Source organism: Streptomyces sp. NPDC043878 (assembly GCF_056435735.1).
Genome location: NZ_JBWKDW010000018.1, coordinates 41,831 through 67,291, shown reverse-complemented (window position 1 = coordinate 67,291; position 25,461 = coordinate 41,831). Strand labels below are relative to the sequence as shown.

Below are 25,461 nucleotides of genomic sequence, written 5' to 3'. Positions count from 1 at the left end.
CTGTGGGGAAGCCCGTGCGTGAATACCTGCTGACGCTCTGCATCACGGCCGCGGTGACGTACCTGCTGACAGGGCCGGTGCGGAAGTTCGCGATCGTGGCCGGAGCGATGCCGGAGATCCGGGCACGTGACGTGCACCGGGAGCCCACTCCGCGGCTCGGCGGGATCGCCATGTTCTTCGGACTGTGCGCGGGCCTGCTGGTGGCGGACCACCTGACCAACCTCAACGAGGTGTTCGAGAAGTCCAACGAACCGCGGGCCCTGCTCTCCGGGGCGGCCCTGATCTGGCTGATCGGTGTCCTGGACGACAAGTTCGAGATCGACGCCCTGATCAAGCTGGGCGGCCAGATGATCGCCGCGGGCGTGATGGTGATGCAGGGTCTGACGATCCTGTGGCTGCCGATCCCGGGTGTCGGCTCGGTGGCGCTGACCCAGTGGCAGGGCACCCTGCTGACGGTCGCGCTCGTCGTCATCACCATCAACGCGGTCAACTTCGTCGACGGCCTCGACGGCCTCGCCTCCGGCATGGTGTGCATCGCGGCCGCCGCGTTCTTCCTGTACGCCTACCGGATCTGGTACTCCTACGGCATCGAGGCCGCCGCCCCTGCCACGCTGTTCGCGGCGATCCTGATGGGCATGTGCCTCGGCTTCCTGCCCCACAACATGCACCCCGCGCGGGTGTTCATGGGGGACTCCGGCTCGATGCTGATCGGGCTGGTGCTGGCCGCGGGCGCCATCTCCATCACCGGGCAGGTCGACCCGGACGCGCTGGCGCTGTTCGCCGGATCCGAGAAGTCGGCCGTGCACCAGACGGTGCCCGTCTACATCCCGCTGCTGCTGCCGCTGACGATCATCGCGGTGCCGGCCGCCGACCTGGTGCTGGCCATCGTGCGCCGTACCTGGCGCGGCCAGTCGCCGTTCGCCGCCGACCGCGGTCACCTGCACCACCGGCTGCTGGAGATCGGGCACTCGCACAGCAGGGCGGTGCTGATCATGTACTTCTGGTCGGCGCTGATCGCTTTCGGCGCGCTCGCCTACTCGGTCAACTCCGGCGCCATGTGGAGCGTGCTCGGGGTGGCGGCGCTCAGCGCGATCGGGCTGCTGCTGCTTCTGCTGCCGCGCTTCACCCCGCGCACCCCGCGCTGGGCCGAGGCGTTCGTGCCGCCCCGCTACCGCCGTCGCCGTGACGCCGGCGAGGAGGCCCCGGCCGACGTGGTGGAGTCCGCCACGGGGGAGGACGAGCCGCGCTCCCCGGTCAGCGTCGGGGTGTCGGGAGTCAACGGTGCGACCGCCGTCGGCCCCCGTCCGGGCGTCGCGGACCGGGGCAAAGCGGAGTCGTCGCGCTGACGCTCAAGGTAAGAATCTGACTAGAGCATTGCCAAATCGTGGGGGAACAAAGTTCCCCAATACCAGACAACTTGGCCGTGTTCTCGCGCAGACGGGCAGCTTCACTCTCATGTGTGACACCGAGCACACCCACTTGGTAAAGACCGCATCAAATAGTTTGTGATACGGTTCACGAGAACCCGGGATAGAGCCGAAGGACCGCAGTGCGAGGGTCCATTGGCGCGAGGTCATCGACACTCGGCCCCGGGACTACGCTCGTCCATGACGACACCTGCCCCCTGTGAAAGCGGAGTTGCCGCCATGCCGTCCAATGACGTCCGGATCCTCCTCCAGGCTGCCGTGCCCACGGCTGCCGTCGGCGCTGTTGCCGCCGTCGTCAGCGCCGTGGTGGCCGGCGGCAAGGGAGCGATCGGGGCGGCCGTGGGGACGCTGGTGGTGATCGCCTTCATGGGGCTCGGTCTCTATGTACTGCAGCGCACCGCCACATCGCTTCCGCACTTGTTCCAGGCGATGGGTCTGATGCTCTACACGACGCAGATCCTGCTGCTGTTCGTCTTCGTCGCGATCTTCAAGAACACGACGTTGTTCAACCCGCGGGCCTTCGCCATCACACTTCTCGCGACCACCCTCACGTGGATCGGCGCGCAGGCGCGTGCGCACATGAAGTCCAAGATCCTGTATGTCGAACCCGATTCGACCAGTTCTTCGACGGGTGGCAAGTCCGAGAAGTCGGGGCACTCGTCGTGAGGGGTAGGGCCGGGATAAGCAGGCAGGACAGACCCTGCTATCGTCCGGTGCCAACTGCGGCATCGCGGGCGCGGGCATCTGAGCTGACGCCTGCTCAATCGCGAGGCTTGATGCCCCCCAGCCGCCCTCACATCCGTTACACCAGTCCAGTGCCGAACCGCGGCCGTGCGCCGCGCCGACACAACGAGGTTGCCGTACCCATGCGCCACGCTGAAGGAGCCCGCGGTGAGTGCTGACCCGACGCAGGTGCTCGCCTTCGAGACCGACTGCCACATCTTCGACGGCTGTGGCTTCCCGGCTCCCGGCCTGCACTCGTTCCTGTTCGAGCCCCTCTGGGGCGACGGTGACAGCAACGTGTACTTCAACAAGACGATGCTCCTGGCGCTGCTCGGCTCGATCATCGTCGTCGGCTTCTTCTGGGCCGCCTTCCGCAAGCCGAAGGTCGTCCCGGGCAAGCTGCAGATGGTCGCCGAGGCCGGCTACGACTTCGTTCGTCGCGGAATCGTCTACGAGACCATCGGCAAGAAGGAAGGCGAGAAGTACGTACCGCTGGTCGTCTCGCTCTTCTTCTTCATCTGGATGATGAACCTCTGGTCGATCGTCCCGCTCGCCCAGTTCCCGGTCACGTCGATCATCTCGTACCCCCTGGTGCTGGCTCTGATCGTCTACGTCCTGTGGGTCTCGCTGACCTTCAAGCGGCACGGTTTCGTCGGTGCCTTCAAGAACTTCACGGGATACGACAAGTCGCTCGGCGCGGTGCTGCCGCTGGCCATGCTGATCGAGTTCTTCTCGAACCTGATCGTCCGGCCCTTCACGCACGCCGTGCGACTGTTCGCGAACATGTTCGCGGGCCACACGCTGCTGCTGCTCTTCACGATCGCCAGCTGGTACCTGCTCAACGGCATCGGGATCGCCTACGCGGGTGTCTCGTTCATCATGGTGATCGTCATGACGGCCTTCGAGCTGTTCATCCAGGCTCTGCAGGCGTACGTGTTCGTGCTTCTGACCTGCTCCTTCATCCAGGGCGCGCTGGCCGAGCACCACTGAGCGCCCCCCTCTGGACCCCGCAGTCGTCCGGTGGCCAACCCCCACCGGTCCGTAAAGAAAAGGAAGAACTGGCATGTCCCAGACCCTTGCCGCTGTCTCCGGCTCGCTCGGCTCGATCGGTTACGGCCTCGCGGCCATCGGCCCCGGCGTCGGCGTCGGCATCATCTTCGGTAACGGCACCCAGGCGCTCGCCCGCCAGCCTGAGGCCGCCGGTCTGATCCGCGCCAACCAGATCCTCGGCTTCGCCTTCTGTGAGGCGCTCGCCCTCATCGGTCTGGTCATGCCGTTCGTCTACGGCACCTGATCGTTCACCGACGACCAGCCCACTAGACGAAAGGCACTGATATGAGCCAGCTGCTCAATATCGCGGCCGAGGAGATGGAGAATCCCCTCGTCCCGCCGATCCCCGAGCTCGTCATCGGCCTGATCGCCTTCGTCATCGTCTTCGGCTTCCTCGCCTGGAAGCTCCTCCCGACCATCAACAAGGTTCTGGAAGAGCGTCGCGAGGCCATCGAGGGCGGTATCGAGAAGGCCGAGGCCGCGCAGACCGAGGCCCAGAGCGTTCTTGAGCAGTACAAGGCTCAGCTCGCCGAGGCCCGTCACGAGGCCGCGCGCCTGCGCCAGGAGGCGCAGGAGCAGGGCGCCACGCTCATCGCGGAGATGCGCGCGGAAGGCCAGCGGCAGCGCGAGGAGATCGTCGCCGCCGGTCACGCCCAGATCGAGGCCGACCGCAAGGCCGCCTCGTCCGCGCTGCGCCAGGACGTCGGCAAGCTCGCCACCGATCTGGCCGGCAAGCTCGTCGGCGAGTCCCTCGAGGACCACGCCCGGCAGAGCCGTGTCATCGACCGCTTCCTCGGCGAGCTCGAGGAGAAGGCCGAGGCGGCTCGATGACTGCCCACGGAGCCAGCCGCGAGGCACTCGCAGCAGCCCGTGAGCGTCTCGACGCGCTGACGGACAGCACGTCCGTGGACGCGGGCCGGCTCGCCGACGAGCTGGCCTCCGTCACCGCGCTGCTCCACCGCGAGGTGTCGCTGCGTCGGGTCCTCACCGACCCGGCGCAGTCCGGCGAGGCCAAGGCCGACCTGGTCCGGCGCATCCTCGGCACCCAGGTCGGCGGCACGACCGTCGACCTGGTGTCCGGCATGGTGCGCTCCCGCTGGTCGCTGTCGCGTGACCTGGTGGACACGCTGGAGGAACTGGCGGACACCGCCGACCTCACCGCGGCCCAGCGGTCGGGTGCCCTCGACGACGTCGAGGACGAGCTGTTCCGCTTCGGCCGGATCATCTCCTCCAGCACCGGACTGCGCTCCGCGCTGACCGACCGCAAGGCCACCGCCGCGGCCCAGACCGAGCTGCTGCACCGGCTGCTCGGCGGCCGCGCGCAGCCGACCACCGAGCGTCTGGTGACGCGCCTGGTGACCGCGCCGCGGGGACGTAGCCTGGAAGCGGGACTCGAGTCCCTGTCCAAGCTCGCCGCCGAGCGCCGGAGCCGCCTGGTCGCCGTCGTCACCTCGGCGGTACCGCTGAGCGACGTGCAGAAGCAGCGCCTGGGCGCCGCCCTCGCGAAGCTCTACGGCCACCCGATGCACCTCAACATCGACGTGGACCCCGAGGTCCTCGGCGGTATGCGGGTGCAGGTCGGCGACGAGGTCATCAACGGCTCCATCGCGGACCGCATCGAGGACGCCGGCCGCCGCCTGGCGAGCTGAACCCAACTTCACAAGCAGTAAGCACGCACCTACGGCCCGGTTGGGCCGTGCAGAGGATTCACCTCTTTTACGGGGGGAGTCCCCACCCCCCCAAAGTGAAACTTCGGGCCCAACAAGGAGAGCAGGGAACCCAGATGGCGGAGCTCACGATCCGGCCGGATGAGATCCGGGACGCGCTGGAGAACTTCGTCCAGTCGTACAAGCCGGACGCGGCCTCGCGCGAGGAGGTCGGTACGGTCACGCTGGCCGGCGACGGCATCGCGAAGGTCGAGGGCCTCCCCTCGGCCATGGCCAACGAACTGCTGAAGTTCGAGGACGGCACCCTCGGTCTCGCGCTCAACCTCGAAGAGCGCGAGATCGGTACGGTCGTCCTCGGTGAGTTCAGCGGCATCGAAGAGGGTCAGCCGGTCACCCGCACCGGCGAGGTCCTGTCCGTAGCGGTGGGCGAGGGCTACCTCGGCCGCGTCGTGGACCCGCTCGGCAACCCGATCGACGGCCTCGGCGAGATCGAGACGTCCGGCCGCCGCGCCCTGGAGCTGCAGGCTCCGGGCGTCATGGCCCGCAAGTCGGTGCACGAGCCGATGGAGACCGGCTACAAGGCCGTCGACGCGATGACCCCGATCGGCCGTGGCCAGCGTCAGCTGGTCATCGGCGACCGCCAGACCGGCAAGACCGCCCTGGCCGTCGACACGATCATCAACCAGCGCGACAACTGGCGTTCGGGCGACCCGAAGAAGCAGGTCCGCTGCGTCTACGTCGCCATCGGCCAGAAGGGCTCGACCATCGCCTCCGTGCGTGGCGCCCTCGAAGAGGCCGGCGCGCTGGAGTACACGACCATCGTCGCCGCCCCGGCGTCCGACCCGGCCGGCTTCAAGTACCTTGCGCCGTACACCGGTTCGGCCATCGGCCAGCAGTGGATGTACGAGGGCAAGCACGTCCTCATCATCTTCGACGACCTCTCCAAGCAGGCCGACGCCTACCGCGCCGTGTCCCTGCTGCTGCGCCGTCCGCCGGGGCGCGAGGCCTACCCCGGTGACGTCTTCTACCTGCACTCCCGTCTGCTGGAGCGCTGCGCGAAGCTCTCCGACGAGCTGGGCGCGGGCTCGATGACCGGTCTGCCGATCGTCGAGACGAAGGCCAACGACGTCTCGGCGTTCATCCCGACCAACGTCATCTCCATCACCGACGGCCAGTGCTTCCTGGAGTCGGACCTGTTCAACGCCGGTCAGCGCCCCGCGCTGAACGTCGGTATCTCCGTCTCCCGAGTCGGTGGTTCCGCGCAGCACAAGGCGATGAAGCAGGTCTCCGGCCGACTTCGTCTGGACCTCGCCCAGTACCGTGAGCTGGAGGCGTTCGCCGCCTTCGGTTCCGACCTGGACGCCGCGTCGAAGTCGCAGCTGGAGCGCGGTCAGCGACTGGTCGAGCTGCTGAAGCAGGCCCAGTACCAGCCGATGCCGACCGAGGACCAGGTCGTCTCCGTGTGGGCCGGCACCACCGGCAAGATGGACGACGTCCCGGTCGCCGACATCCGCCGCTTCGAGAAGGAGCTGCTGGAGTACCTGCACCGCAAGGAGCAGGGCCTGATGACCTCCATCAAGGAGGGCGGCAAGATGTCGGACGACACCCTCACCGCCATCGCCGACGCGATCGTCGAGTTCAAGAAGCAGTTCGAGACCTCGGACGGCAGGCTTCTCGGCGAGGACGCCCCGGCCGCGGCCAAGTGACGTAAGGAAGGGACCTGACTCATGGGAGCCCAGCTCCGGGTCTACAAGCGTCGCATCCGATCCGTCACCGCGACCAAGAAGATCACCAAGGCGATGGAGATGATCGCCGCCTCGCGCGTCGTCAAGGCGCAGCGCAAGGTGGCGGCCTCCGCGCCGTACGCGACCGAGCTCACCCGCGCGGTCACGGCGGTCGGCACCGGTTCGAACACCAGGCACCCGCTGACCACGGAGGCGGAGACGGCGACCCGTTCCGCGGTGCTGCTCCTCACGAGCGACCGCGGTCTGGCCGGCGCCTTCAACTCCAACGCCATCAAGGCGGCGGAGCAGCTGACCGAGCGTCTCGAGGCCGAGGGCAAGGAGGTCGACACGTACATCGTCGGCCGCCGTGGTCTGGGCCACTACAACTTCCGCGAGCGCAAGGTCGTGGAGTCGTGGTCGGGATTCACCGACGAGCCCACGTACGCGGACGCCAAGAAGGTCGCGGGTCCGCTGATCGAGGCCATCGAGAAGGACACGGCCGAGGGCGGCGTGGATGAACTCCACATCGTCTACACCGAGTTCGTCTCGATGATGACGCAGACGGCCGTCGACAGCCGGCTGCTGCCGCTCCGCCTCGAAGAGGTCGCGGAGGAGTCGTCCGCCAAGGGCGAGATCCTTCCGCTGTACGACTTCGAGCCGTCGGCGGAGGACGTCCTCGACGCCCTTCTGCCCCGGTACGTCGAAAGCCGTATCTACAACGCGCTGCTGCAGTCGGCCGCCTCCAAGCACGCCGCCACCCGCCGCGCGATGAAGTCGGCCACCGACAACGCGGGAGACCTGATCACCACGCTCTCCCGACTTGCCAACGCGGCCCGACAGGCCGAAATCACCCAGGAAATCAGCGAGATCGTCGGTGGCTCCGCAGCCCTCGCCGACGCGACCGCGGGGAGTGACAAGTAATGACGACCACTGTTGAGACGGCCGTTGCCACGGGCCGAGTCGCCCGGGTCATCGGCCCGGTCGTCGACGTGGAGTTCCCCGTCGACGCGATGCCGGAGATCTACAACGCCCTGCACGTCGAGGTCGCCGACCCGGCGAAGGACGGCGAGCTGAAGACGCTGACCCTGGAGGTCGCCCAGCACCTGGGTGACGGCCTGGTCCGCACCATCTCGATGCAGCCCACCGACGGTCTGGTCCGCCAGGCCGCGGTGACCGACACCGGCACGGGCATCACCGTCCCGGTCGGCGACTTCACCAAGGGCAAGGTGTTCAACACCCTCGGTGAGGTGCTGAACACCGACGAGACCTACGACGGCGAGCGCTGGTCGATCCACCGCAAGGCCCCGCGGTTCGACGAGCTCGAGTCGAAGACCGAGATGTTCGAGACCGGCGTCAAGGTCATCGACCTTCTCACCCCGTACGTCAAGGGTGGAAAGATCGGCCTGTTCGGCGGTGCCGGCGTCGGCAAGACGGTGCTCATCCAGGAGATGATCTACCGCGTCGCCAACAACCACGACGGTGTCTCCGTGTTCGCCGGTGTCGGCGAGCGCACCCGTGAGGGCAACGACCTCATCGAGGAGATGGCGGAATCCGGCGTCATCGACAAGACCGCGCTGGTCTTCGGTCAGATGGACGAGCCCCCGGGCACCCGTCTGCGCGTGGCCCTGGCCGGTCTGACCATGGCGGAGTACTTCCGCGATGTGCAGAAGCAGGACGTGTTGTTCTTCATCGACAACATCTTCCGCTTCACGCAGGCCGGTTCCGAGGTCTCGACCCTGCTCGGCCGGATGCCCTCCGCGGTGGGTTACCAGCCGAACCTGGCCGACGAGATGGGTCTCCTCCAGGAGCGCATCACCTCGACCCGTGGTCACTCGATCACCTCGATGCAGGCGATCTACGTCCCCGCGGACGACCTGACCGACCCGGCCCCGGCCACCACCTTCGCCCACCTCGACGCGACGACGGTGCTCTCCCGTCCGATCTCCGAGAAGGGCATCTACCCGGCCGTGGACCCGCTGGACTCCACGTCCCGCATCCTGGACCCGCGGTACATCGCGGAGGACCACTACAACACCGCCATGCGCGTCAAGACGGTGCTGCAGAAGTACAAGGACCTCCAGGACATCATCGCGATCCTCGGTATCGACGAGCTGGGCGAGGAGGACAAGCTCACCGTCCACCGTGCCCGTCGCGTGGAGCGCTTCCTGTCCCAGAACACCCACGTCGCCAAGCAGTTCACCGGCGTCGACGGGTCGGACGTGCCGCTGGACGAGTCGATCACCGCGTTCAACGCGATCATCGACGGCGACTACGACCACTTCCCGGAGCAGGCGTTCTTCCTGTGCGGTGGCATCGAGGACCTCAAGGCCAACGCCAAGGAGCTCGGCGTCTCCTGAGCACGTGCTCGTGAGGAGGGGCGGGGTGCGCCCGTGCGGGGTGTGTCCCGCCCCTCTTCGTACGCCTACTAGAATTGACCCCAACACCCGGCACTACCGCCGGGTGGTGACCCGAGGAGCCACCCTTGGCTGCTGAGCTGCACGTCGCGCTGGTCGCGGCCGACCGTGAGGTCTGGTCCGGCGAGGCCACCCTGGTCGTCGCGCGCACCACGTCCGGCGACATCGGCGTCATGCCCGGTCACCAGCCGCTGCTCGGTGTGCTGGAGTCGGGCCCGGTGACCATCCGTACGAGTGATGGTGGAACGGTCGTCGCCGCGGTGCACGGCGGTTTCATCTCGTTCGCCGACAACAAGCTGTCGCTGCTGGCCGAGATCGCCGAGCTGTCGGACGAGATCGACGTCCAGAGCGCGCAGCGGGAGCTGGAGCGCGCGAAGGCCGAAGGTGACGCCTCCGCCGAGCGTCGCGCGGACGTCCGACTGCGTGCGGCGGCGGGGCACTGATCCCGCCCGCCACACGATGACGTCACTCAGCCGCGGCTGGGACCGGAGGAATCCGGCACCCAGCCGCGGCTGAGGCGAATACGGGTCTTTTTTCCATTCCGTTACCTAGGAGACGAGGAGGTCGGTGTCGATGGTCCTCGCTCTGACTGTGTGCGGTGTGGTCGTGGCCCTAGTGGTGCTGGGGCTGTTCGTCTTCGGCCTGCGCCGCAGACTCATCCAGCGCTCCGGCGGAACCTTCGACTGCAGTCTGCGCTGGGACGTACCGGAGAAGACCGACATCAGCGGCAAGGGCTGGAGCTACGGCGTCGCCCGCTACAACGGCGACCGCATCGAGTGGTACCGCGTCTTCTCCTACGCGCCCCGCCCTCGCCGCGTCCTGGAGCGCGCCTCGATCGAGGTGGCCGGCCGCCGCGTCCCCGAGGGCGAGGAGGAGCTGGCCCTGCTGTCCGACGCGGTGATCCTCACCTGTCTGCACCGGGGCACGCGCCTCGAACTCGCCATGAGTGAAGACGCGCTGACCGGGTTTCTCGCGTGGCTCGAGGCAGCCCCGCCCGGACAACGAGTGAACGTGGCGTAGCCACGTTCACTCGTCGGTTGGGGCTCCCCCATGCCGCCTGGTTCTCCTACGACAGTCCGCTGTTGATCGCGCTCACCAGTTCGCCGTTGCTGGTGTCGCCGCTGAACTCCCAGAAGAACGCGCCGCCCAGACCCTGGTTCCTGGCCCACGCCATCTTCGATCCGATGGTGGCCGGGGTGTCGTAGGACCACCAGTTGTTGCCGCAGTAGGCGTAGGCCGTGCCGGCGACGGTGCCGTTGGCCGGGCAGGACGTCTTGAGGACCTTGTAGTCCTCGATGCCCTGCTCGTAGGTGCCGGGCGCCGGACCGGTCGCCGTGCCGCCGGGCGCCGCCTGGGTGACTCCGGTCCAGCCGCGGCCGTAGAAGCCGATGCCGATGAGCAGCTTGCTCGCGGCCACGCCCTTCGACTTGAACTTGGCGATCGCGTCGGCCGTGGTGAACCCGGCCTGCGGGATGCCGCTGTAGGTGGTGAGCGGGGAGTGCGGGGCGGTCGGGCCGTCCGCGTCGAACGCGCCGAAGAAGTCGTACGTCATCACGTTGTACCAGTCGACGTACTGCGCCGCTCCCGCGTAGTCGGCGGCGTCGATCTTGCCGCCGGAGGTGCCGTCGGCCGTGGTGGCCGCGGTGACCAGGTTGCCGGTGCCGAACTTGGCGCGCAGGGCCTGCATCAGGTTCCTGTAGGCCGCCGCGCCGCTGGTGTCACAGGACAGGCCGCAGGCGTTCGGGTACTCCCAGTCGATGTCGATACCGTCGAAGACGTCGGCCCAGCGCGGGTCCTCGACCAGGTTGTAGCAGGACTGGGCGAACGCGGCCGGATTGGCGGCCGCCTGGGCGAAGCCGCCGGACCAGGTCCAGCCGCCGAAGGACCACAGCACCTTGATGTTCGGGTACTTGGCCTTCAGCTCGCGCAGCTGGTTGAAGTTGCCGCGCAGCGGCTGGTCCCAGGTGTCGGCGACGCCGCTGACCGACTGGTCGGCGGTGAAGGCCTTGTCGTAGTCGGCATAGGAGTCGCCGATCGCGCACTGGCCGCCTGTGACGTTGCCGAAGGCGTAGTTGATGTGCGTGATCTTGGCGGCCGAGCCCGACGTCACCAGGTTCTTGACGTTGTAGTTGCGGCCGTAGATGCCCCACTCGGTGAAGTAGCCGAGTTTGACCTTGTTCCCGCTGGGCGGGGGAGTGGTGCCGCCGGTGGTGTGCACCGCGACCGCGCCGCCGGCCGGACCGGTCTGGTCGGCGGTGTCCCGGGCCCGGACGGTGTAGGAGTAGTCGGTGCCGGCGGTGAGTCCGGTGTCCGTGTACGAGGTGGTCGTCACCGTGGCGACCTTGGCGCCGTCGCGCAGGACGTCGTAGTTCTTGACGCCCTTGTCGTCGGTGGCCGCGCTCCAGGCGAGCTTCACCGAGGTGTCGGTGATCGACGAGGCGGTCGGGGTGCCCGGCGCCGACGGGGAGGCGTCACCGGGGACGGTCGTGCCGTCGCAGCTGTCGCCGTTCAGCCTGCAGTTGGACGGCGAGCCGGAGCCCGCGCCGTTGAAGCCGAAGGAGACCGAGGCGCCGGCGGCGAGGGAGCCGTTGTAGGACTTGTTCTTCGCCGTCCAGTGGGTGCCAGAGGACGTGACGTCCGCGTCCCAGGCGGAGGTGACGGACGTGCCGGAGGGGAAGTCCCACTCGACCGTCCAGGAGCTGATGGCGGTGGTGCCGGTGTTCTTCACCGTCCACCTGCCCTCGAAGCCGGTGCCCCAGTCGGAGCTCTTGGTGTAGGTGGCGGTGGCGGTCGTCGCGGCCTGGGCGGGGCTCGCGAGGCCGACCAGACCGGCCAGCGGGAGCAGCAGTGTCGCGAACCCTGCCGCGGCTCTGTGTCTGAAGCGCATGCTGCGCCTCCTCGTCGGGGATCGTCGGAGGGGGCGTGACTGAGCCTTCACACCCCACAGTGCCGCGAGAATAGAAAGGTCTGGACCATAGGTCAATAGGTCTGGACCACTGCTCCGGTATGTGCGGTGGACCCCCAACTCTCGTGACAGCGCCACCGCTTGGGCCCGACGACCTCACCTCGGCGGGCCCCGCGGGCGGCTGACGTGCGGGGAGCCGCCCTCAGCGCTCCCCGCCAGGGACCCACAGCACGTCCCCGACGTCCTTGTTGGCCGTGCGCGCCAGGATGAAGAGCAGGTCCGACAGACGGTTGAGGTAGGTCGCCGTGAGCGGGTTCATCACCTCGCCGTGCACCTCCAGGGCGGCCCACGTGGAGCGCTCCGCCCGCCGTACGACCGTGCACGCCTGGTGCAGCAGGGCCGCGCCCGGGGTGCCGCCCGGGAGGATGAAGGACCGCAGCTTCTCCAGCCGTTCGTTGAAGCGGTCGCAGTCCGCCTCCAGCTTGTCGACGTAGAACTGCTCGACCCGCAGCGGCGGGAACTCCGGGTTCTCCACCACCGGCGTCGACAGGTCCGCGCCCACGTCGAACAGGTCGTTCTGGACGCGGGTGAGGACCTTCACGACCTCCTCGTCCAGACCGCCGAGGGCGATCGCGGTACCGATCACGGCGTTCGCCTCGTTGGCGTCCGCGTACGCGGAGATCCGCAGATCGGTCTTGGCGACCCGGCTCATGTCGCCGAGTGCGGTGGTGCCCCGGTCGCCGGTCCGGGTGTAGATGCGCGTCAGATTGACCATGGGGCCAGCGTAGTTACGCGGCACCCCTCCGGGCGACGCGCGGGCCCGCCCGCGGTGCCGGCCGGCCGTGGGACCGCCGCCGGGCGCAATCCGGACGAAGTGTCACGTCCGGACGCTCGCGCTCCTCGGCGACATAGCGGAGTTGTCACGCGAAAAGGGGCTCAACTAGGCCGTACGAGGGGTGCGGTGACCCCTGCCGGTGTGACGTCCGTCAGATGAGACGTGACGCGCATTACTTAGCGGTCACACGTCGTCGCGCGAGCGCTAGTGTCCGCCGAAGAGGCATACGTCAACAGTGTGTAAGCGTTCACAGGGGAGTCGCACAGTGGCACGGAAGCTTGCCGTCATCGGCGCCGGGCTCATGGGTTCCGGTATCGCCCAGGTCTCCGCACAGGCGGGCTGGGACGTCGTCCTGCGCGACGTCACCGACGAGGCCCTGACCCGCGGCACCGACGGCATCAAGGCCTCCTACGACCGGTTCGTCGCCAAGGGGAAGCTGGAGGCGCACGACGCCGACGCCGCCATCTCCCGGATCACCGCGACCACCGACCTGGACGCCGTCGCGGACGCCGACGTCGTGATCGAGGCCGTCTTCGAGAAGCTGGAGGTCAAGCACGAGATCTTCCGCGCGCTCGACAAGCTCGTGCGCGAGGACGCCGTGCTGGCCTCCAACACCTCCGCCATCCCGATCACCAAGATCGCGGCGGCCACCGAGCGCCCGGAACGCGTCGTCGGGGTGCACTTCTTCTCGCCGGTGCCGATGATGCAGCTCGTCGAGCTGGTCCGCGGCTACAAGACCAGCGACGAAACCCTGGCCACCGCGCGGGAGTTCGCGGAGTCCGTCGGCAAGACCTGCATCGTCGTCAACCGGGACGTGGCCGGGTTCGTGACCACCCGTCTGATCTCCGCGCTCGTCGTCGAGGCGACCAAGCTCTACGAGTCGGGCGTCGCCACCGCCGAGGACATCGACCTCGCCTGCAAGCTGGGCTTCGGCCACGCGATGGGCCCGCTGGCCACGGCGGACCTGACCGGCGTCGACATCCTGCTGCACGCCACCAGCAACATCTACGCCGAGTCCCAGGACGAGAAGTTCGCACCGCCGGAGCTGATGCGCCGGATGGTTGACGCCGGTGACATCGGACGCAAGAGCGGGCAGGGCTTCTACAAGCACTGAAACCGCACGCACCTCGGGCGTATCACCCGCCCGAGTGAATTGGGTATCGGTTCGCTCACGGACGGCAACCTCTGAGGCTCTCACACCGTCAGAGGTTGCATCACCGAAGACATCAGACACGGAGCACGCACGCACTCTCGGGGAGCGCATATGTTCATCAGGGGCGACCACGCCGAGCTGGTCGTCGGGGGCCGCCTCGACGTCCGCAGCGCGGCGGACGCCCGTACGGTCCTGCACTCGGCCGTCGACGACGGGGTCGGCGACCTCGTGCTCGACCTGTCCGAGCTGGACTCCTGGGACGCCACCGGGCTCGGGGTGATCATGGGAGCACACCGGCGCGCCGGCCGCTGCGGCCGCCGGCTCGTCCTGCGCGAGGTACCGCTGCAGATGCAGCGCCTGCTGGTCGCCACCCGGCTGCACCGCATCCTGGCGATCGAGGGCGGTATCGGCGTGGAGTCCCTGCCCCGCGTGTGACGCCCCTCCCGATGTGACGCGCGCCACTGGTGTGGCGCGGCGGGCGGGGGAGACCCGGGCGGAGCACCCCGAACCGGACGCGGGCAATCCTCATGAGACTGTGATGTCCCGGACGGCGCGGTACCCCGGACTGTCGGAGATACTGACCAAAGGTTTAAGGTTCGGTCGCCCGCTGCGTGACAACCCTTGAGCGGGCCCGGACCAGAAGCGACAGCGCGGTGTGCGGCAAGGCCGGGAGGGGCTCGGCACACGACGCTTTTGGGGGGCTCGAACCTATGGACCCGAACAACCGGGGACCCGAGGAGCACGGCCATGACGCCGGCGGCGACACGCCGCGTCAGCGCCAGTCGAGGGAGTCCCTCGCAGCGGACTTCGGGCAGCACGCTCCCGCGCTCGCCCGCACCGTACAGCTCGTCGCCGGTGACTTCCTGCTCACCGTCAACCCCGTCGACGGCAGCGAGATAGAGACCTGCCCGCCGGGCGAACGGCCGGAGCGGCCCCGTAAGCGCACCCTCGCCGAACGCTTCGACGTCGCCCGTGCCGCGAGGCCGCCCGTCCCGCCCGGCCCGACACCCACCGCGCTGCCCCTCCTGGCCCGCCAGGACGAACGCGAACAACTGGTGCGCCTGCTCGCCCGCGGCCGTTCCGTTCGCCTCACCGGACCCGCCGGTTCCGGCCGCACCAGCCTCCTCGCCCTGGTCGCCGACGACTGCGAGGACCTCGCCCCCGACGGCGTGATCCGCCTCACCGGCTTCCGCCGCTCCCCGGACGACCTGCTCCACGGGCTCTTCCACGCCGTCCACGACGCTCCCCGGTACCGCCCCGGCCCGGACGAACTGCGTGCCTGCCTCAGGGACGTCGGCGCGGTCGTCGTCCTCGACGACCTGGAGTTCGGCGGCACCGCCCTCGACGAGCTCATCGAGGCCACCCCCGAGTGCGCCTTCCTGATGGCCGCCACCCCCGACGTGCCCGCCCCGTCGGCCGGCTCCGCCGTCGAGGAGGTCGTGCTCGGCGGTCTCGACCGCGCCGACGGCCTGGAACTCCTGGAACGCTCCGTCGGCCGCGTCCTCACCGAGGAGGAGGCCAACTGGGCCGGCGACCTCTGGTTCGAGTCCGAGGGCCTGCCGCTGCGCTTCGTCCAGGCCGGTGCCCTGCTCCGCCGCCGCGACGAGGTGCGGGCCGGCACGAGCGCCGTCGACGAGTTCGGCGTCTTCGCGGACGCGCAGGTCACCGACGTCCCCGTGGAGACCGAGGACGGCGACAGCGTCCCGCTGCCCTCCCTCGGCGAGGCCGCCGCGCCCGCCCCGCTGCTCGCGGCCCGGCTCAGCGCCTCGGCGCGGGCCACCCTGCGCTTCGCCGTCGCGCTCGGCGGGGAGGTGCCGCACCAGGCGCACCTGCCCGCGCTCGTCGGAGACACCCACGCCGACGCCGCCCTCGGTGAACTGGTGGCCTGCGGACTGGTCTCCCCGGTCGGCGCCCGCTACCGGCTCGCGGCGGGCGTCCAGACCCAGCTGGAGGCCGCCGGATACGGCGACGAGGCCGACACCCTGGCCCTGTCCGCCGCCCAGCACTACACCTGGTGGGCCGGACACCCCTCGGTCGGCCCGGAGCGGGTGTGCGCCGAGTCGGACGCCCTGCTCGCCGCCCTCGGCGTGCTCGCGCCGGCCACCACGGCCCCGGGCGAGGGCCAGGAGAGCGCCACCGTCCAGCTGGCCCGCACGGCGGCGCCCGCGTTCGCCGCAGGACTGGACTGGAGCGCCTGGGAGCAGACGCTGCAGCTCGGCGACGAGTCCGGCCGGCTCGCGGAGGACGTCGCCGAGCGGGCGTACTTCCACCACGAGCTCGGTGTCCTCGCGCTGTGCGGCGGACAGCTCGACCGGGCCCGCAGCGAACTGGAGACCTCCGTCGGCCTGCGCGGCGCCCTCGCCGACAAGCGCGGCACCGTCGCGAGCCGCCGCGCCCTCACCCTGGTCTCCGACCGCTCCGGCACGGCCTCCGGCCCCGGCCTCGTGGCCGGCCTCGGCTCCGCGGCGGGCGAGGAGACGTCCGAGGCGCGCCACGACGAGTCGGCGTCCCCCGCGGGCGGCACACCGACGCCCTTCCCGCCCCTGCGCCCGCCGGCCCGTGACACCTCGTCCGTGGTCGTCCACCAGTCCGCCGCGCCGCGGGCTCCGAAGCGGGAGGAGCGGGGCATCCGGGCCTACGCCCGCCGCAACCTCGTCGCGGCCGGCGCGGGTGCGCTGCTGGTGGCCGTGCTGGGCACGGTCGTGACGCTCGGCGCCACCTCCAACAACGACGCGAACGACCCGTCCGACCGGGTGGGCGTCAACCCGTCGGCCAGCCAGGGCGGCGGTGACGACAGCCTGGGCGCCGACAAGACCGCGAAGGACAGCACGGGCTCAGGCGACACCGGCCCGGCGACGAGCCGGCCGACCGACCCGGGCCCGGACGGCACGCTCGGCACGACGGACGACCCGACGCCGGAGCAGACTGCGGGACCCTCCGACGATCCGAGCGGGACGGGGGGGCCGGGGAGCAGTGCGCCGAGTTCGCCGTCCACGTCGCCGACCAGGAGGCCCACGACTCCGACGACCCCCACCACACCGACCACTCCGACGACGCCCACCACGCCCACGACGCCGACCACTCCGACGACCCCCACGACTCCAACGACTCCCGTGACTCCGACGGGTGGCCCGACGACGTCCAACTCCGCCAGCGGTCCCGCCTCCAGCGCCCCCGCCGCGACGAGCGGTTCGGCGAGCGCCCCGGTGAGCGGTGGTCAGGACACGCCGCCGACCGGTTCGGACCCGCTGATCTGACGCCCCTCCGGACGCGGTGGGGCCGGGTCCGTCCGCCGGACCCGGCCCGTGACCGCCGTGACTCCTGAAGGGCCGTCGGGCGGCGCGGTACGGCCGCCCGGGGGCCCGTCGGTCAGAACAGCCGCAGCTTGTCGTCCTCGATGCCCCGCAGCGCGTTGTAGTCGAGGACCTGGCAGCCGATGCCCCGGTCGGTGGCGAGGACGCGGGCCTGCGGCTTGATCTCCTGCGCGGCGAAGACACCGCGGACCGGGGCGAGGTGCGGATCGCGGTTCAACAGCTCCAGATAGCGCGTGAGTTGCTCCACGCCGTCGATCTCGCCGCGCCGCTTGATCTCGACCGCGACGGTCTGCCCGGCCGCGTCCCGGCACAGGATGTCGACCGGTCCGATCGCCGTCATGTACTCGCGGCGGATGAGCGTGTAGCCCTCGCCGAGCGTGTCGATGCGGTCGGCGAGGAGTTCCTGGAGGTGCGCTTCCACGCCGTCCTTGATCAGGCCGGGGTCGACGCCGAGTTCGTGCGAGGAGTCGTGGAGGACTTCCTCCATGGTGATGATGAGCTTCTCGCCCGCCTTGTTGACGACGGTCCAGACGCCTTCCTCGTCACCGCTGCCCTCCTTGAGGGTGCAGGGCGGCGACATCCAGTTGAGGGGCTTGTAGGCCCGGTCGTCCGCGTGGATCGAGACGCTTCCGTCCGCCTTGACCAGGATCAGCCGGGGTGCGGAGGGGAGGTGGGCGGTGAGCCGGCCCGCGTAGTCGACGGAGCAGCGGGCAATGACGAGACGCATGGTCGGCAACGCTACTCGACGGGCCGGGGTGCACGCGATTCGCCTCCCTCCGCCCGCCCTGTCCGGCAGGGCCGGAGCGGGCCGCGCCTGTGGCTGTGGAAGACCCGGGTCACCCCTGTTCACCAGTGGCCGATTGTGTGCCTATTGAGGTCGCCCTATGTGCGCAATCTCCTGGTGCCGCCCCCGTCGGCTGCTTACCGTATAAACGGGAGGTCGCGAGATGTGTACTCAGCGTGTTCGGCATCGCGGACTCCCTCATCTGTCCGGCAACCCCTGCTCATCGGGGGTGCGAGAGGAGAACCCATGTCGCTCGACGTCTCACCGGCCCTACTCGAACAGGCCGAGCGAGGCGAGGTCGACGAAGCGGAATTCGTCGACTGCGTCCGGAGCTCCCTGCCCTACGCATGGGAGATGATCAGCTCCCTGGTGGCCCAGCTGAAGGTGGACGGCGGACAGTTCGCCGACAACCAGACGCCTCCGCCGGACGAGCAGGCACGCGGTCAGCTGCTGCGTGCACTTGCGAGTGACGCGATACGCGGTGCGCTGCAGAGGCATTTCGGTGTGCGACTGGCCTTCCAGAACTGCCACCGGGTGGCGGTGTTCCCGGCTGACTCCTCGGTCGACGAGACACTGGCCCGCTTCACCTCGGTGCGCAGTCAGTTGCTGAACCAGTCACCGGAGTTCAGGGACTGCTGACGCGGTGAGCCCGCCTGCTTGCCGCTCCGTACGTGGGAGGTGCATTCGGTACCGGGGCGGCAAGCGGTCCGCGGGGGGCATATTCAGCCGAGGTGTGGAAGTACCTCGGCCCCCAGTCGCCTGAGGTTCTCCTCGGTCGCGGCGAGGTCCCCCGAGCCCTCGACGAGCAGCGCGAAGCGCGAGATGCCGGTGCGCTCGCTGGTCGCCGCGAGCCGGTCCGCGCACAGCCGCGGGGTGCCCACCGGGTGCAGCCCGCAGAGCAGTTCGGTGTACGCCAGCGGGTCGCGCATCGAACGCTGCCGCCCGTCCACCGTCACATGGGCCTCCAGGCCCTGCCTGAGCCAGCCGGGCATCGCCTTCGTCAGTGTCTCCACCGCGTCCGTGCGCCGGTCGGCGATCTCGCACACGCCGGCCGACACATGGGCCGCGCCGAGGATCTCCTCGGCCGGCCGGCCGGCCGCGCGCGCGAGCCGCCGCCACAGGGCGACCATCTCGGCCTTCTCCTCGTCCCCCACGTGCATCCCGAGCAGCATCGGCAGCCCGCGCTCGGCCGCGAGGCGCACACTCGCCGGGGAGGTGCAGGCGACGACGACCTCGGGACCCGCCGTCTCCGACAGGGACTCCGACGGCCGCGGTACGACGGGCACTTCGCGAAACGCGTAGCGGTCCCCGGCGGCCCCGACCGACGGCTCGCGCAGCCAGCGCACCAGCAGATCGAGTGATTCCGGGAACCCCTTCTCGTACGCCTCCAGGCCCGCCCCGAACACCTCCAGGTCGACCCACGGCCCGCCGCGCCCCACCCCCAGCGAGAAGCGCCCGCCGCTCGCCACGTGCAGCAGCGCGGCCTGTTCGCCGAGCGCCACCGGATGGACGGTGGGCAGCACGCTGACCGCGGTGCCCACGCGGACGCGGCGGGTGCGGCCGAGCAGCAGGGCCGCCAGGGTGATCGCCGACGGACAGGTGCCGTACGGCACGAAGTGGTGCTCGGCCAGCCAGACCGTGTCGAGCCCCGCCTCCTCGGCCACCTCGGCCGAGCGGACCGCGCGGTGCAGCGCCTCCCCCTGGCCCTGTCCCGGGAACTGGGCGGCCAACACGAAACTTCCTACGCGCATCGCTCTTCCTGCTTCCTTGGCTCCGACGCGGAGCTCCCCCACCGGGCATAACCGTGTGACACGTGCCGAGGACACGGCCTGGCGAAGAGATTTGCGGATTGTCTGCAGAATGGGGGGCGTGGGTGGGTGACTTGAGCGGGTTGGTCCCCTACGCCTGCCCCTGTCCGTGCCGCGTAGGCTGGACGCGGCCCCTGCATCCTGTATAGCCCCGTGAGGTGTCCCGTGTCCCCGCGTCGCAACCGACCCAAGGAAGCCGCCCCGGCCGCCCGCGGCGCCGAGGACGACCGCCCGGGCCGTTACGGGGGCTGGCAGGCCGCGGAGAACTGGCGGGGCGAGGAGTGGAGCGTGCGCCAGGTGGCGGGGGCGAGCGCGCAGGGCAAGACCTACCGCTGCCCCGGCTGCGACCAGATGATCGCCTCCGGGGTCCCGCACCTCGTGGCCTGGCCCGAGCACGCCGGCGTCGAAGACCGCCGACACTGGCACAAGGCGTGCTGGAACGCGAAGGACCGCCGCACCACGCGGGTGCAGCGGTCCCGTAACGCGCCGAGGTTCTGACGCCGTCGTCGTCCCGTCCCTACACGTCCCGCTTCTCCAGCAGCGCGTAGGCACCGGCGAACGCGGCCGCCGTCACCCCGAGGACGATCCACAGCGGGTCCCAGCCCGAGGGACCCGTGTCCGTCAGGGAGTTGGAGTAGAAGACGCTGAGCTGGTTCGGGATCGAGTACTCGAACAGGGCCTGGCGCACGCCCTCCAGTGACCGGGAGAACATGAACAGCGCGATCACCAGCGGGGCCAGCACGGCGCCGATCATGATGGTGATCGCACCCGCCGAGTGACGGATGATCGAGCCGACGACGAGCGAGAGCAGGCCGAGCAGCGCCAGGTAGAGCGAGACGCCGACCGTGGCCTTCAGCCATTCCTGGCCCGTCGGGTCCTTGGCGCCGGTGCCGTCCAGCAGCGGGATCTGCACCAGGGCCACGAAGCAGGAGGCGGCCAGCGTGACCGCGAACGCCACCCCGAAGAACACGATCGCCTTCGCCGCCAGCACCCGGCCGCGGCTCGGGCAGGCGGTCATCGTGGTGCGGATCATGCCGGTGCCGTACTCCGAGGCCGTGGTCAGCACGCCCAGCGTGATGAGGCACATGCTGCCCAGCAGCAGCCCGAAGAAGCCCATCGACAGCGGGCTCTCACCCGACAGGTCCGAACTCGACGAGCCGACCACCACCCCGGTCAGCAGCCCGATGCCGACCACCAGCAGGACGAACACACCGAGCGTCCACATCGTGGAGCGCACCGACCTGATCTTCGTCCACTCGGAGGCGAGCGCGTGCCCGAGGTGCGTGCGCACCACCGGGATCGGCGAGGTGTAGGTGGGGTACGACGAGGGACCGGGCGCCGCCTGCCAGGCGGGCGCGCCCTGCTGCGTCGGGGGCTGGGGGGTGCTCATCGGGCGTCCTCGGGCTTGGTCAGGTCGGCTGCGGGGGCGGTGGGCAGGGCGGGGGCCGGGGGCTGCGCGTACGGGTTGGGATGACCCGCGCCCGCGGCGGCACCCGGCCCGCCGGGAGCGCCGTACGGCCCGGGCGGCGGCTGCCCCGGCAGCCCGGGAGGTGCCTGCGGCGCGGGCTGTCCCTGCGGCATCGAGAACGGCTGCCCGCCGTGCTGGGGCGGCGGCGGGGCGTACCAGCCGGGCTGGCCCTGCCCCGGCACCGGCGTCGGCGGCTGCGTACCGGGCGGCAGCTGCTGCATCAGCCCGGCCTTCTGGTCGGTGGTCGAGCGGTAGTCGACGACGCCCTGCGTCATCCGCATGTACGCCTCCTCCAGCGAGGCCTGGTGCGGCGACAGCTCCCACAGCCGTACGTCGGAGTCGTGCGCGATGTCGCTGATCCTGGGCAGCGCCAGCCCCGTGACCCGCAGTGCGCCGTCCTGCTCCGGCATGACGTGGCCGCCCGCCTCGGTCAGCGCGACCGTCAGCTTCTCGCGCACCTGCGGCTCGCCGTCCGGCGTCCGCACGCGCGCGAAGTCGGCAGAGTTCGCCGAGATGAAGTCCCGCACGCTCATGTCGGACAGCAGCTGCCCGCGCCCGATGACGATCAGGTGGTCGGCGGTCAGCGCCATCTCGCTCATCAGGTGGCTGGACACGAACACGGTCCGGCCCTCCGCCGCGAGGGCCCGCATCAGGTTGCGCACCCAGAGGATGCCCTCGGGGTCGAGGCCGTTGACGGGCTCGTCGAACAGCAGCACCTGGGGGTCGCCGAGCAGCGCGGCCGCGATACCGAGCCGCTGGCCCATGCCCAGGGAGAAGCCCTTGGACCGCTTCCTCGCCACGTCCTGGAGCCCGACGACGCCCAGCACCTCGTCCACCCGGCGGGCGGGGATCCCCGACAGCTGGGCCAGGCTCAGCAGGTGGTTGCGGGCGTGCCGGCCGCCGTGCACCGCCTTGGCGTCCAGCAGGGCGCCGACCTGGCGGGGAGCGTTGGGCAGCTTGCGGTACGGGAAGCCGCCGATCGTCACCTGCCCCGAGGTGGGGTTGTCCAGGCCGAGGATCATCCGCATGGTCGTCGACTTGCCCGACCCGTTGGGTCCGAGGAAACCGGTGACGGCACCGGGCCGCACCTGGAAGGAAAGGTTGTACACAGCGGTCTTGTCGCCGTAGCGCTTGGTCAGGCCGACTGCCTCGATCATGCTCCGCACCCATCGAAAGGTTCAGGACAGCGGGGCACACGCCCCCCGTAAGGGTTAGGAGCTTATCGGGGAGCTGACGGTTCCACCCAAGGGAAGGCAAAGGCCCGGCGGGCCGGCTACGCGTCCCGCCGTTTGAGCAAGACGTATCCGCCCGCAAGAGCCGCAAGCACCCATAGCGCCATGATGCCGAGCCCGCCCCAGGGGCCGTACGGGGTGTCGTCGTCGAGCGGGGTCACCACCCGCATGATCCTGCTGCCGGCCTGGTCCGGCAGGAACCGGCCGATCTTCTTCGTCGCCGAGACGTTGCCGAGGATGTTGGAGATCAGGAAGAAGAACGGCATCAGGATGCCCAGCGACAGCATCGGCGAGCGCAGCATCGCCGCGACACCCATCGAGAACATCGCGATCAGGGCCATGTAGAGGCCGCCGCCCAGCACCGCGCGCAGGACCCCCGTGTCGCCGATCGACGCCCGGTGCGAGCCGAGCATCGCCTGCCCGAGGAAGAAGGCGAGGAAGCTGGTCACCAGGCCCACGGCGAGGGACAGCCCGGTGGCCACCGCGATCTTGCTGAACAGGAACGTGCCGCGCTGCGGTACGGCGGCCAGCGAGGTGCGGATCATGCCGGTGCTGTACTCGTTCGACACGACGAGCACCCCGAACACGATCATCGCGAGCTGCCCGAGGCTCATGCCCGCGAAGCTGATGAACGTCGGGTCGAAGGAGATCTGGTCCCTGGCGCTCATGTTGTCGAACTCGTTGCGCGACAGCGCCGAGATCAGCATGCCGAGCGCGAGGGTGACGACCACGGCGAGGGACAGCGTCCACACCGTGGACGCCACCGACCGGATCTTGGTCCACTCGGACCGGACGACCTGGATCGCCGCCATCTTCAGCTCCTCGTCCAGTCGTCGCCCCAGGGCCGGTCCGCGGGCTCCTGTGAATGCGCGTGGTACTCCACCGACTCCGCGGTCAGCCGCATGAACGCCTCCTCCAGGGAGGCCTGCTGCGGACTCAGCTCGTGCAGCACGATCTGGTGCTGCGCGGCCAGCTCCCCGATGTGCTCGGACTTGCCGCCGTCGACCTCCAGCGTGCCGCTGCCCGCCTCGACCACGGTGACCCCCGCCCCGTGCAGCACGTCGAGCAGCCGCTCGCGCTGGGGGGAGCGGATACGGACGTACGACCGCGAGTTCCGGTCGATGAAGTCGGCCATGGAGGTGTCGGCGAGGAGCCGGCCCTGGCCGATGACCACGAGGTGGTCGGCGGTCAGCGCCATCTCGCTCATCAGGTGGCTCGACACGAACACGGTCCGCCCCTGGGCCGCGAGGGACTTCATCAGGTTGCGGATCCAGTGGATGCCCTCGGGATCCAGGCCGTTGACCGGCTCGTCGAACATCAGGATCCGGGGGGCGCCGAGCAGCGCGCCCGCGATGCCGAGCCGCTGGCCCATGCCGAGGGAGAAGCCCTTGGCCTTCTTCCTCGCGACCGAGGTGAGACCGACCGTGTCCAGCACCTCGTGCACCCGGCTCGTCGGGATGCCGTTGCTCTGGGCCAGGCACAGCAGGTGGTTGAAGGCGCTGCGGCCGCCGTGCATGGCCTTGGCGTCCAGCAGGGCGCCGATGTGGCGCAGCGGGTCCCTGAGCCGGTCGTAGTGCGTGCCGTCGATGCGGACGTCACCGGCGGTGGGGCGGTCGAGGCCGAGCATCATCCGCATGGTCGTCGACTTGCCGGCGCCGTTCGGCCCGAGGAAGCCCGTGACGATGCCGGGTCTGACGGTGCAGGTGAGGTCGTCGACCGCCACCTTGTCGCCGTACCGCTTCGTCAGGCCCTCAAGCTCGATCATGCGGCCACGCTAGAACGCGGCAAAGCCCTCTGCCACCGGAGTGGCAGAGGGCTTCGCAGGTGTTCAGCTGCCGGATGCCCGGAGGTCACCGGTGCCCGGAGGCAGCCGGCGGCCGATGGTTACCGGGACTGCTGAGCCGGAACGCCCCGGGAGATCGGCTCGTCCTCGGCCGGCGTCGCGGCGGCCACCGCGGCACCGGTGAGCGTGGCCAGCATCTCGCGCACGTTCGTCAGCTGGGCGTTGATCGAGTCGCGGCGGTTGGTGAGGGCCGCGAGCTCGCGCTCGGATTCCGAACGGATGCGGTCGGCCTTGGCGTTCGCGTCGGCCACGATGTCCTCGGCCTGGCGCTGCGCCGTCTCGACGGTCTGACGGGCGCGGCGCTCGGCGTCCGTGCGCAGCTTCTCCGCCTCCAGCCGCAGCTGCTCCGCGCGGTGCTCGATCTCCGCGAGGCGCTTCTCCGCCTTCTGCTGACGCGAGGCCAGGTCGCGCTCGGACTGCTCGCGGCGCTTGGCGAGGTTCGTCTCGAAGTCGGCGGCGGCCTGAGCGGCCTTGGCACGGGTCTCCTCGAAGAGGGCGTCGGCCTCCTCACGCTTCGACTGGGCGTCCTTCTGCGCCTCGGAACGCAGCTGCGAGGCGTCGCTCTTGGCCTTCTCGACGATCCGGACGCCTTCGTCCTCCGCCTTGGACTTGCGCTCCGCGGCGAACGACTCCGCGTCGTTGCGGACCTGCTGGGCCGCCGACTCGGCGAGTTCGCGGTGCTGCTCGGCGGCGCGACGGGCCTCCTCCCGCAGGTCCTTCGCCTCCTCCTCGGCGAGGCGGAGGATCTTCTCGACACGCGCGCCGAGACCGGCGTACGACGGCTCGGCGTCGCTTACCTGGGCCTGGGCGTTCTGCGTCTCGAGGTGGAGCTCCTCGATGCGCTTTTCCAGAGCGGTGATGCGGGCGAGAGCGCTGTCACGGTCGGAGACGAGCTTCGAGATCCGTTCGTCCACCTGCGCGCGGTCGTACCCACGCCGCACAAGCTCGAAGCCGTAGGGGGAAGTGTCGCTCATGGGGTTCCTGTCGAATGAGACCGGTGAGGTGATAGGTGGAATCCTAGGGCCGGAAGCGGTGTGTCATCGAGCGGATGCGCGTTTGATCTGGAGAATGACACCCCTTTTGAGTGGCTAACCGGCGGACGGCTTGCCAAAGA

25 protein-coding genes are annotated in these 25,461 nt (G+C 69.8%); 16 read left to right on the top strand and 9 right to left on the bottom strand.

What is annotated here, in order from left to right; translation table 11 throughout:
* Positions 1–14: 14 nt before the first annotated feature.
* The 11 genes from AC07AZ_RS24345 (at position 15) to AC07AZ_RS24295 (ending at position 10,025) form a co-directional block, all read left to right on the top strand.
* Positions 15–1,346, top strand: coding sequence for an MraY family glycosyltransferase (locus AC07AZ_RS24345; RefSeq protein ID WP_478851117.1), 1,332 nt, complete (start codon positions 15–17; stop codon positions 1,344–1,346).
* Between the two features lie 300 nt (positions 1,347–1,646).
* Positions 1,647–2,093 (top strand): hypothetical protein, encoded by a 447-nt coding sequence (locus tag AC07AZ_RS24340; protein WP_478851115.1) that lies wholly within the window; start codon positions 1,647–1,649, stop codon positions 2,091–2,093.
* Between the two features lie 210 nt (positions 2,094–2,303).
* Positions 2,304–3,140, top strand: coding sequence for a F0F1 ATP synthase subunit A (gene atpB, locus AC07AZ_RS24335; RefSeq protein ID WP_478851320.1), 837 nt, complete (start codon positions 2,304–2,306; stop codon positions 3,138–3,140).
* 73 nt (positions 3,141–3,213) lie between these two features.
* Positions 3,214–3,444, top strand: a complete 231-nt coding sequence (gene atpE / locus AC07AZ_RS24330; RefSeq protein ID WP_028804225.1) for an ATP synthase F0 subunit C — start codon at positions 3,214–3,216, stop codon at positions 3,442–3,444.
* Between the two features lie 41 nt (positions 3,445–3,485).
* On the top strand, positions 3,486–4,031 hold the full coding sequence (locus tag AC07AZ_RS24325; RefSeq protein WP_478851112.1) for a F0F1 ATP synthase subunit B: 546 nt from the start codon (positions 3,486–3,488) through the stop codon (positions 4,029–4,031).
* Positions 4,028–4,849 carry a F0F1 ATP synthase subunit delta gene (locus tag AC07AZ_RS24320; protein WP_478851110.1) on the top strand — a complete coding sequence of 274 codons (822 nt, stop codon included), beginning with the start codon at positions 4,028–4,030 and terminating at the stop codon, positions 4,847–4,849. Before AC07AZ_RS24325 ends, AC07AZ_RS24320 begins: the two co-directional genes overlap by 4 nt.
* A gap of 134 nt (positions 4,850–4,983) precedes the next feature.
* The gene (atpA, locus tag AC07AZ_RS24315; protein ID WP_478851108.1) at positions 4,984–6,573 is read left to right on the top strand and encodes a F0F1 ATP synthase subunit alpha; all 1,590 of its coding nucleotides are present in this window, start codon (positions 4,984–4,986) and stop codon (positions 6,571–6,573) included.
* A gap of 21 nt (positions 6,574–6,594) precedes the next feature.
* Positions 6,595–7,512, top strand: coding sequence for a F0F1 ATP synthase subunit gamma (locus tag AC07AZ_RS24310; RefSeq protein WP_478851106.1), 918 nt, complete (start codon positions 6,595–6,597; stop codon positions 7,510–7,512).
* Complete coding sequence (gene atpD / locus AC07AZ_RS24305; protein WP_478851104.1) at positions 7,512–8,948, top strand: F0F1 ATP synthase subunit beta; 1,437 nt, start codon at positions 7,512–7,514, stop codon at positions 8,946–8,948. Before AC07AZ_RS24310 ends, atpD begins: the two co-directional genes overlap by 1 nt.
* 125 nt (positions 8,949–9,073) lie before the next feature.
* Positions 9,074–9,448: a F0F1 ATP synthase subunit epsilon gene (locus tag AC07AZ_RS24300; RefSeq protein ID WP_478851102.1), complete on the top strand. Its 375-nt coding sequence runs from the start codon at positions 9,074–9,076 to the stop codon at positions 9,446–9,448.
* Positions 9,449–9,578: 130 nt separating this feature from the next.
* Entirely contained in the window at positions 9,579–10,025 is a 447-nt protein-coding gene (locus AC07AZ_RS24295; RefSeq protein WP_478851100.1) for a DUF2550 domain-containing protein, read from the top strand.
* 46 nt (positions 10,026–10,071) lie between these two features.
* On the opposite strand, the gene AC07AZ_RS24290 is transcribed toward AC07AZ_RS24295, so the two are convergent.
* Both AC07AZ_RS24290 and AC07AZ_RS24285 read right to left on the bottom strand, forming a co-directional pair.
* Positions 10,072–11,892, bottom strand: a complete 1,821-nt coding sequence (locus tag AC07AZ_RS24290) for a glycosyl hydrolase family 18 protein (RefSeq protein ID WP_478851098.1) — start codon at positions 11,890–11,892, stop codon at positions 10,072–10,074.
* Positions 11,893–12,112: 220 nt separating this feature from the next.
* Positions 12,113–12,685: a cob(I)yrinic acid a,c-diamide adenosyltransferase gene (locus AC07AZ_RS24285; protein ID WP_478851096.1), complete on the bottom strand. Its 573-nt coding sequence runs from the start codon at positions 12,683–12,685 to the stop codon at positions 12,113–12,115.
* Positions 12,686–13,010: 325 nt separating this feature from the next.
* Between AC07AZ_RS24285 and AC07AZ_RS24280 the strand changes: the two genes are divergently transcribed.
* The 3 genes from AC07AZ_RS24280 to AC07AZ_RS24270 all read left to right on the top strand — a co-directional run bounded on the left by AC07AZ_RS24280 (position 13,011) and on the right by AC07AZ_RS24270 (position 17,155).
* Complete coding sequence (locus AC07AZ_RS24280; protein WP_478851094.1) at positions 13,011–13,859, top strand: 3-hydroxyacyl-CoA dehydrogenase family protein; 849 nt, start codon at positions 13,011–13,013, stop codon at positions 13,857–13,859.
* A 150-nt stretch (positions 13,860–14,009) separates the two neighbouring features.
* On the top strand, positions 14,010–14,333 hold the full coding sequence (locus AC07AZ_RS24275; RefSeq protein WP_478851092.1) for an STAS domain-containing protein: 324 nt from the start codon (positions 14,010–14,012) through the stop codon (positions 14,331–14,333).
* Positions 14,334–14,608: 275 nt separating this feature from the next.
* Positions 14,609–17,155 (top strand): ATP-binding protein, encoded by a 2,547-nt coding sequence (locus AC07AZ_RS24270; protein WP_478851090.1) that lies wholly within the window; start codon positions 14,609–14,611, stop codon positions 17,153–17,155.
* A 112-nt stretch (positions 17,156–17,267) separates the two neighbouring features.
* Here the strand turns inward: AC07AZ_RS24270 and nucS are convergent, their stop codons facing one another.
* Positions 17,268–17,939, bottom strand: coding sequence for an endonuclease NucS (gene nucS, locus AC07AZ_RS24265; protein WP_478851088.1), 672 nt, complete (start codon positions 17,937–17,939; stop codon positions 17,268–17,270).
* 303 nt (positions 17,940–18,242) lie between these two features.
* On the opposite strand from nucS, the gene AC07AZ_RS24260 reads away from it, so the two are divergent.
* Positions 18,243–18,635 carry an SCO5389 family protein gene (locus AC07AZ_RS24260; RefSeq protein ID WP_478851086.1) on the top strand — a complete coding sequence of 131 codons (393 nt, stop codon included), beginning with the start codon at positions 18,243–18,245 and terminating at the stop codon, positions 18,633–18,635.
* 83 nt (positions 18,636–18,718) lie between these two features.
* Here the strand turns inward: AC07AZ_RS24260 and AC07AZ_RS24255 are convergent, their stop codons facing one another.
* Complete coding sequence (locus tag AC07AZ_RS24255; protein WP_478851084.1) at positions 18,719–19,747, bottom strand: LLM class flavin-dependent oxidoreductase; 1,029 nt, start codon at positions 19,745–19,747, stop codon at positions 18,719–18,721.
* A gap of 222 nt (positions 19,748–19,969) precedes the next feature.
* Here AC07AZ_RS24255 and AC07AZ_RS24250 point away from each other — a divergent pair, with 222 nt between their 5' ends.
* The gene (locus AC07AZ_RS24250) at positions 19,970–20,302 is read left to right on the top strand and encodes an ATP/GTP-binding protein (protein WP_478851082.1); all 333 of its coding nucleotides are present in this window, start codon (positions 19,970–19,972) and stop codon (positions 20,300–20,302) included.
* A gap of 19 nt (positions 20,303–20,321) precedes the next feature.
* On the opposite strand, the gene AC07AZ_RS24245 is transcribed toward AC07AZ_RS24250, so the two are convergent.
* The 5 genes from AC07AZ_RS24245 to AC07AZ_RS24225 form a co-directional block, all read right to left on the bottom strand.
* Positions 20,322–21,194 carry an ABC transporter permease gene (locus tag AC07AZ_RS24245; protein WP_478851080.1) on the bottom strand — a complete coding sequence of 291 codons (873 nt, stop codon included), beginning with the start codon at positions 21,192–21,194 and terminating at the stop codon, positions 20,322–20,324.
* Positions 21,191–22,429: an ABC transporter ATP-binding protein gene (locus AC07AZ_RS24240; protein ID WP_478851078.1), complete on the bottom strand. Its 1,239-nt coding sequence runs from the start codon at positions 22,427–22,429 to the stop codon at positions 21,191–21,193. Before AC07AZ_RS24240 ends, AC07AZ_RS24245 begins: the two co-directional genes overlap by 4 nt.
* Before the next feature lie 116 nt (positions 22,430–22,545).
* On the bottom strand, positions 22,546–23,316 hold the full coding sequence (locus tag AC07AZ_RS24235; RefSeq protein ID WP_478851076.1) for an ABC transporter permease: 771 nt from the start codon (positions 23,314–23,316) through the stop codon (positions 22,546–22,548).
* A gap of 2 nt (positions 23,317–23,318) precedes the next feature.
* Positions 23,319–24,269, bottom strand: a complete 951-nt coding sequence (locus tag AC07AZ_RS24230) for an ABC transporter ATP-binding protein (protein ID WP_478851074.1) — start codon at positions 24,267–24,269, stop codon at positions 23,319–23,321.
* A 119-nt stretch (positions 24,270–24,388) separates the two neighbouring features.
* The gene (locus AC07AZ_RS24225; protein ID WP_478851072.1) at positions 24,389–25,321 is read right to left on the bottom strand and encodes a cellulose-binding protein; all 933 of its coding nucleotides are present in this window, start codon (positions 25,319–25,321) and stop codon (positions 24,389–24,391) included.
* Between the last annotated feature and the right edge of the window lie 140 nt (positions 25,322–25,461).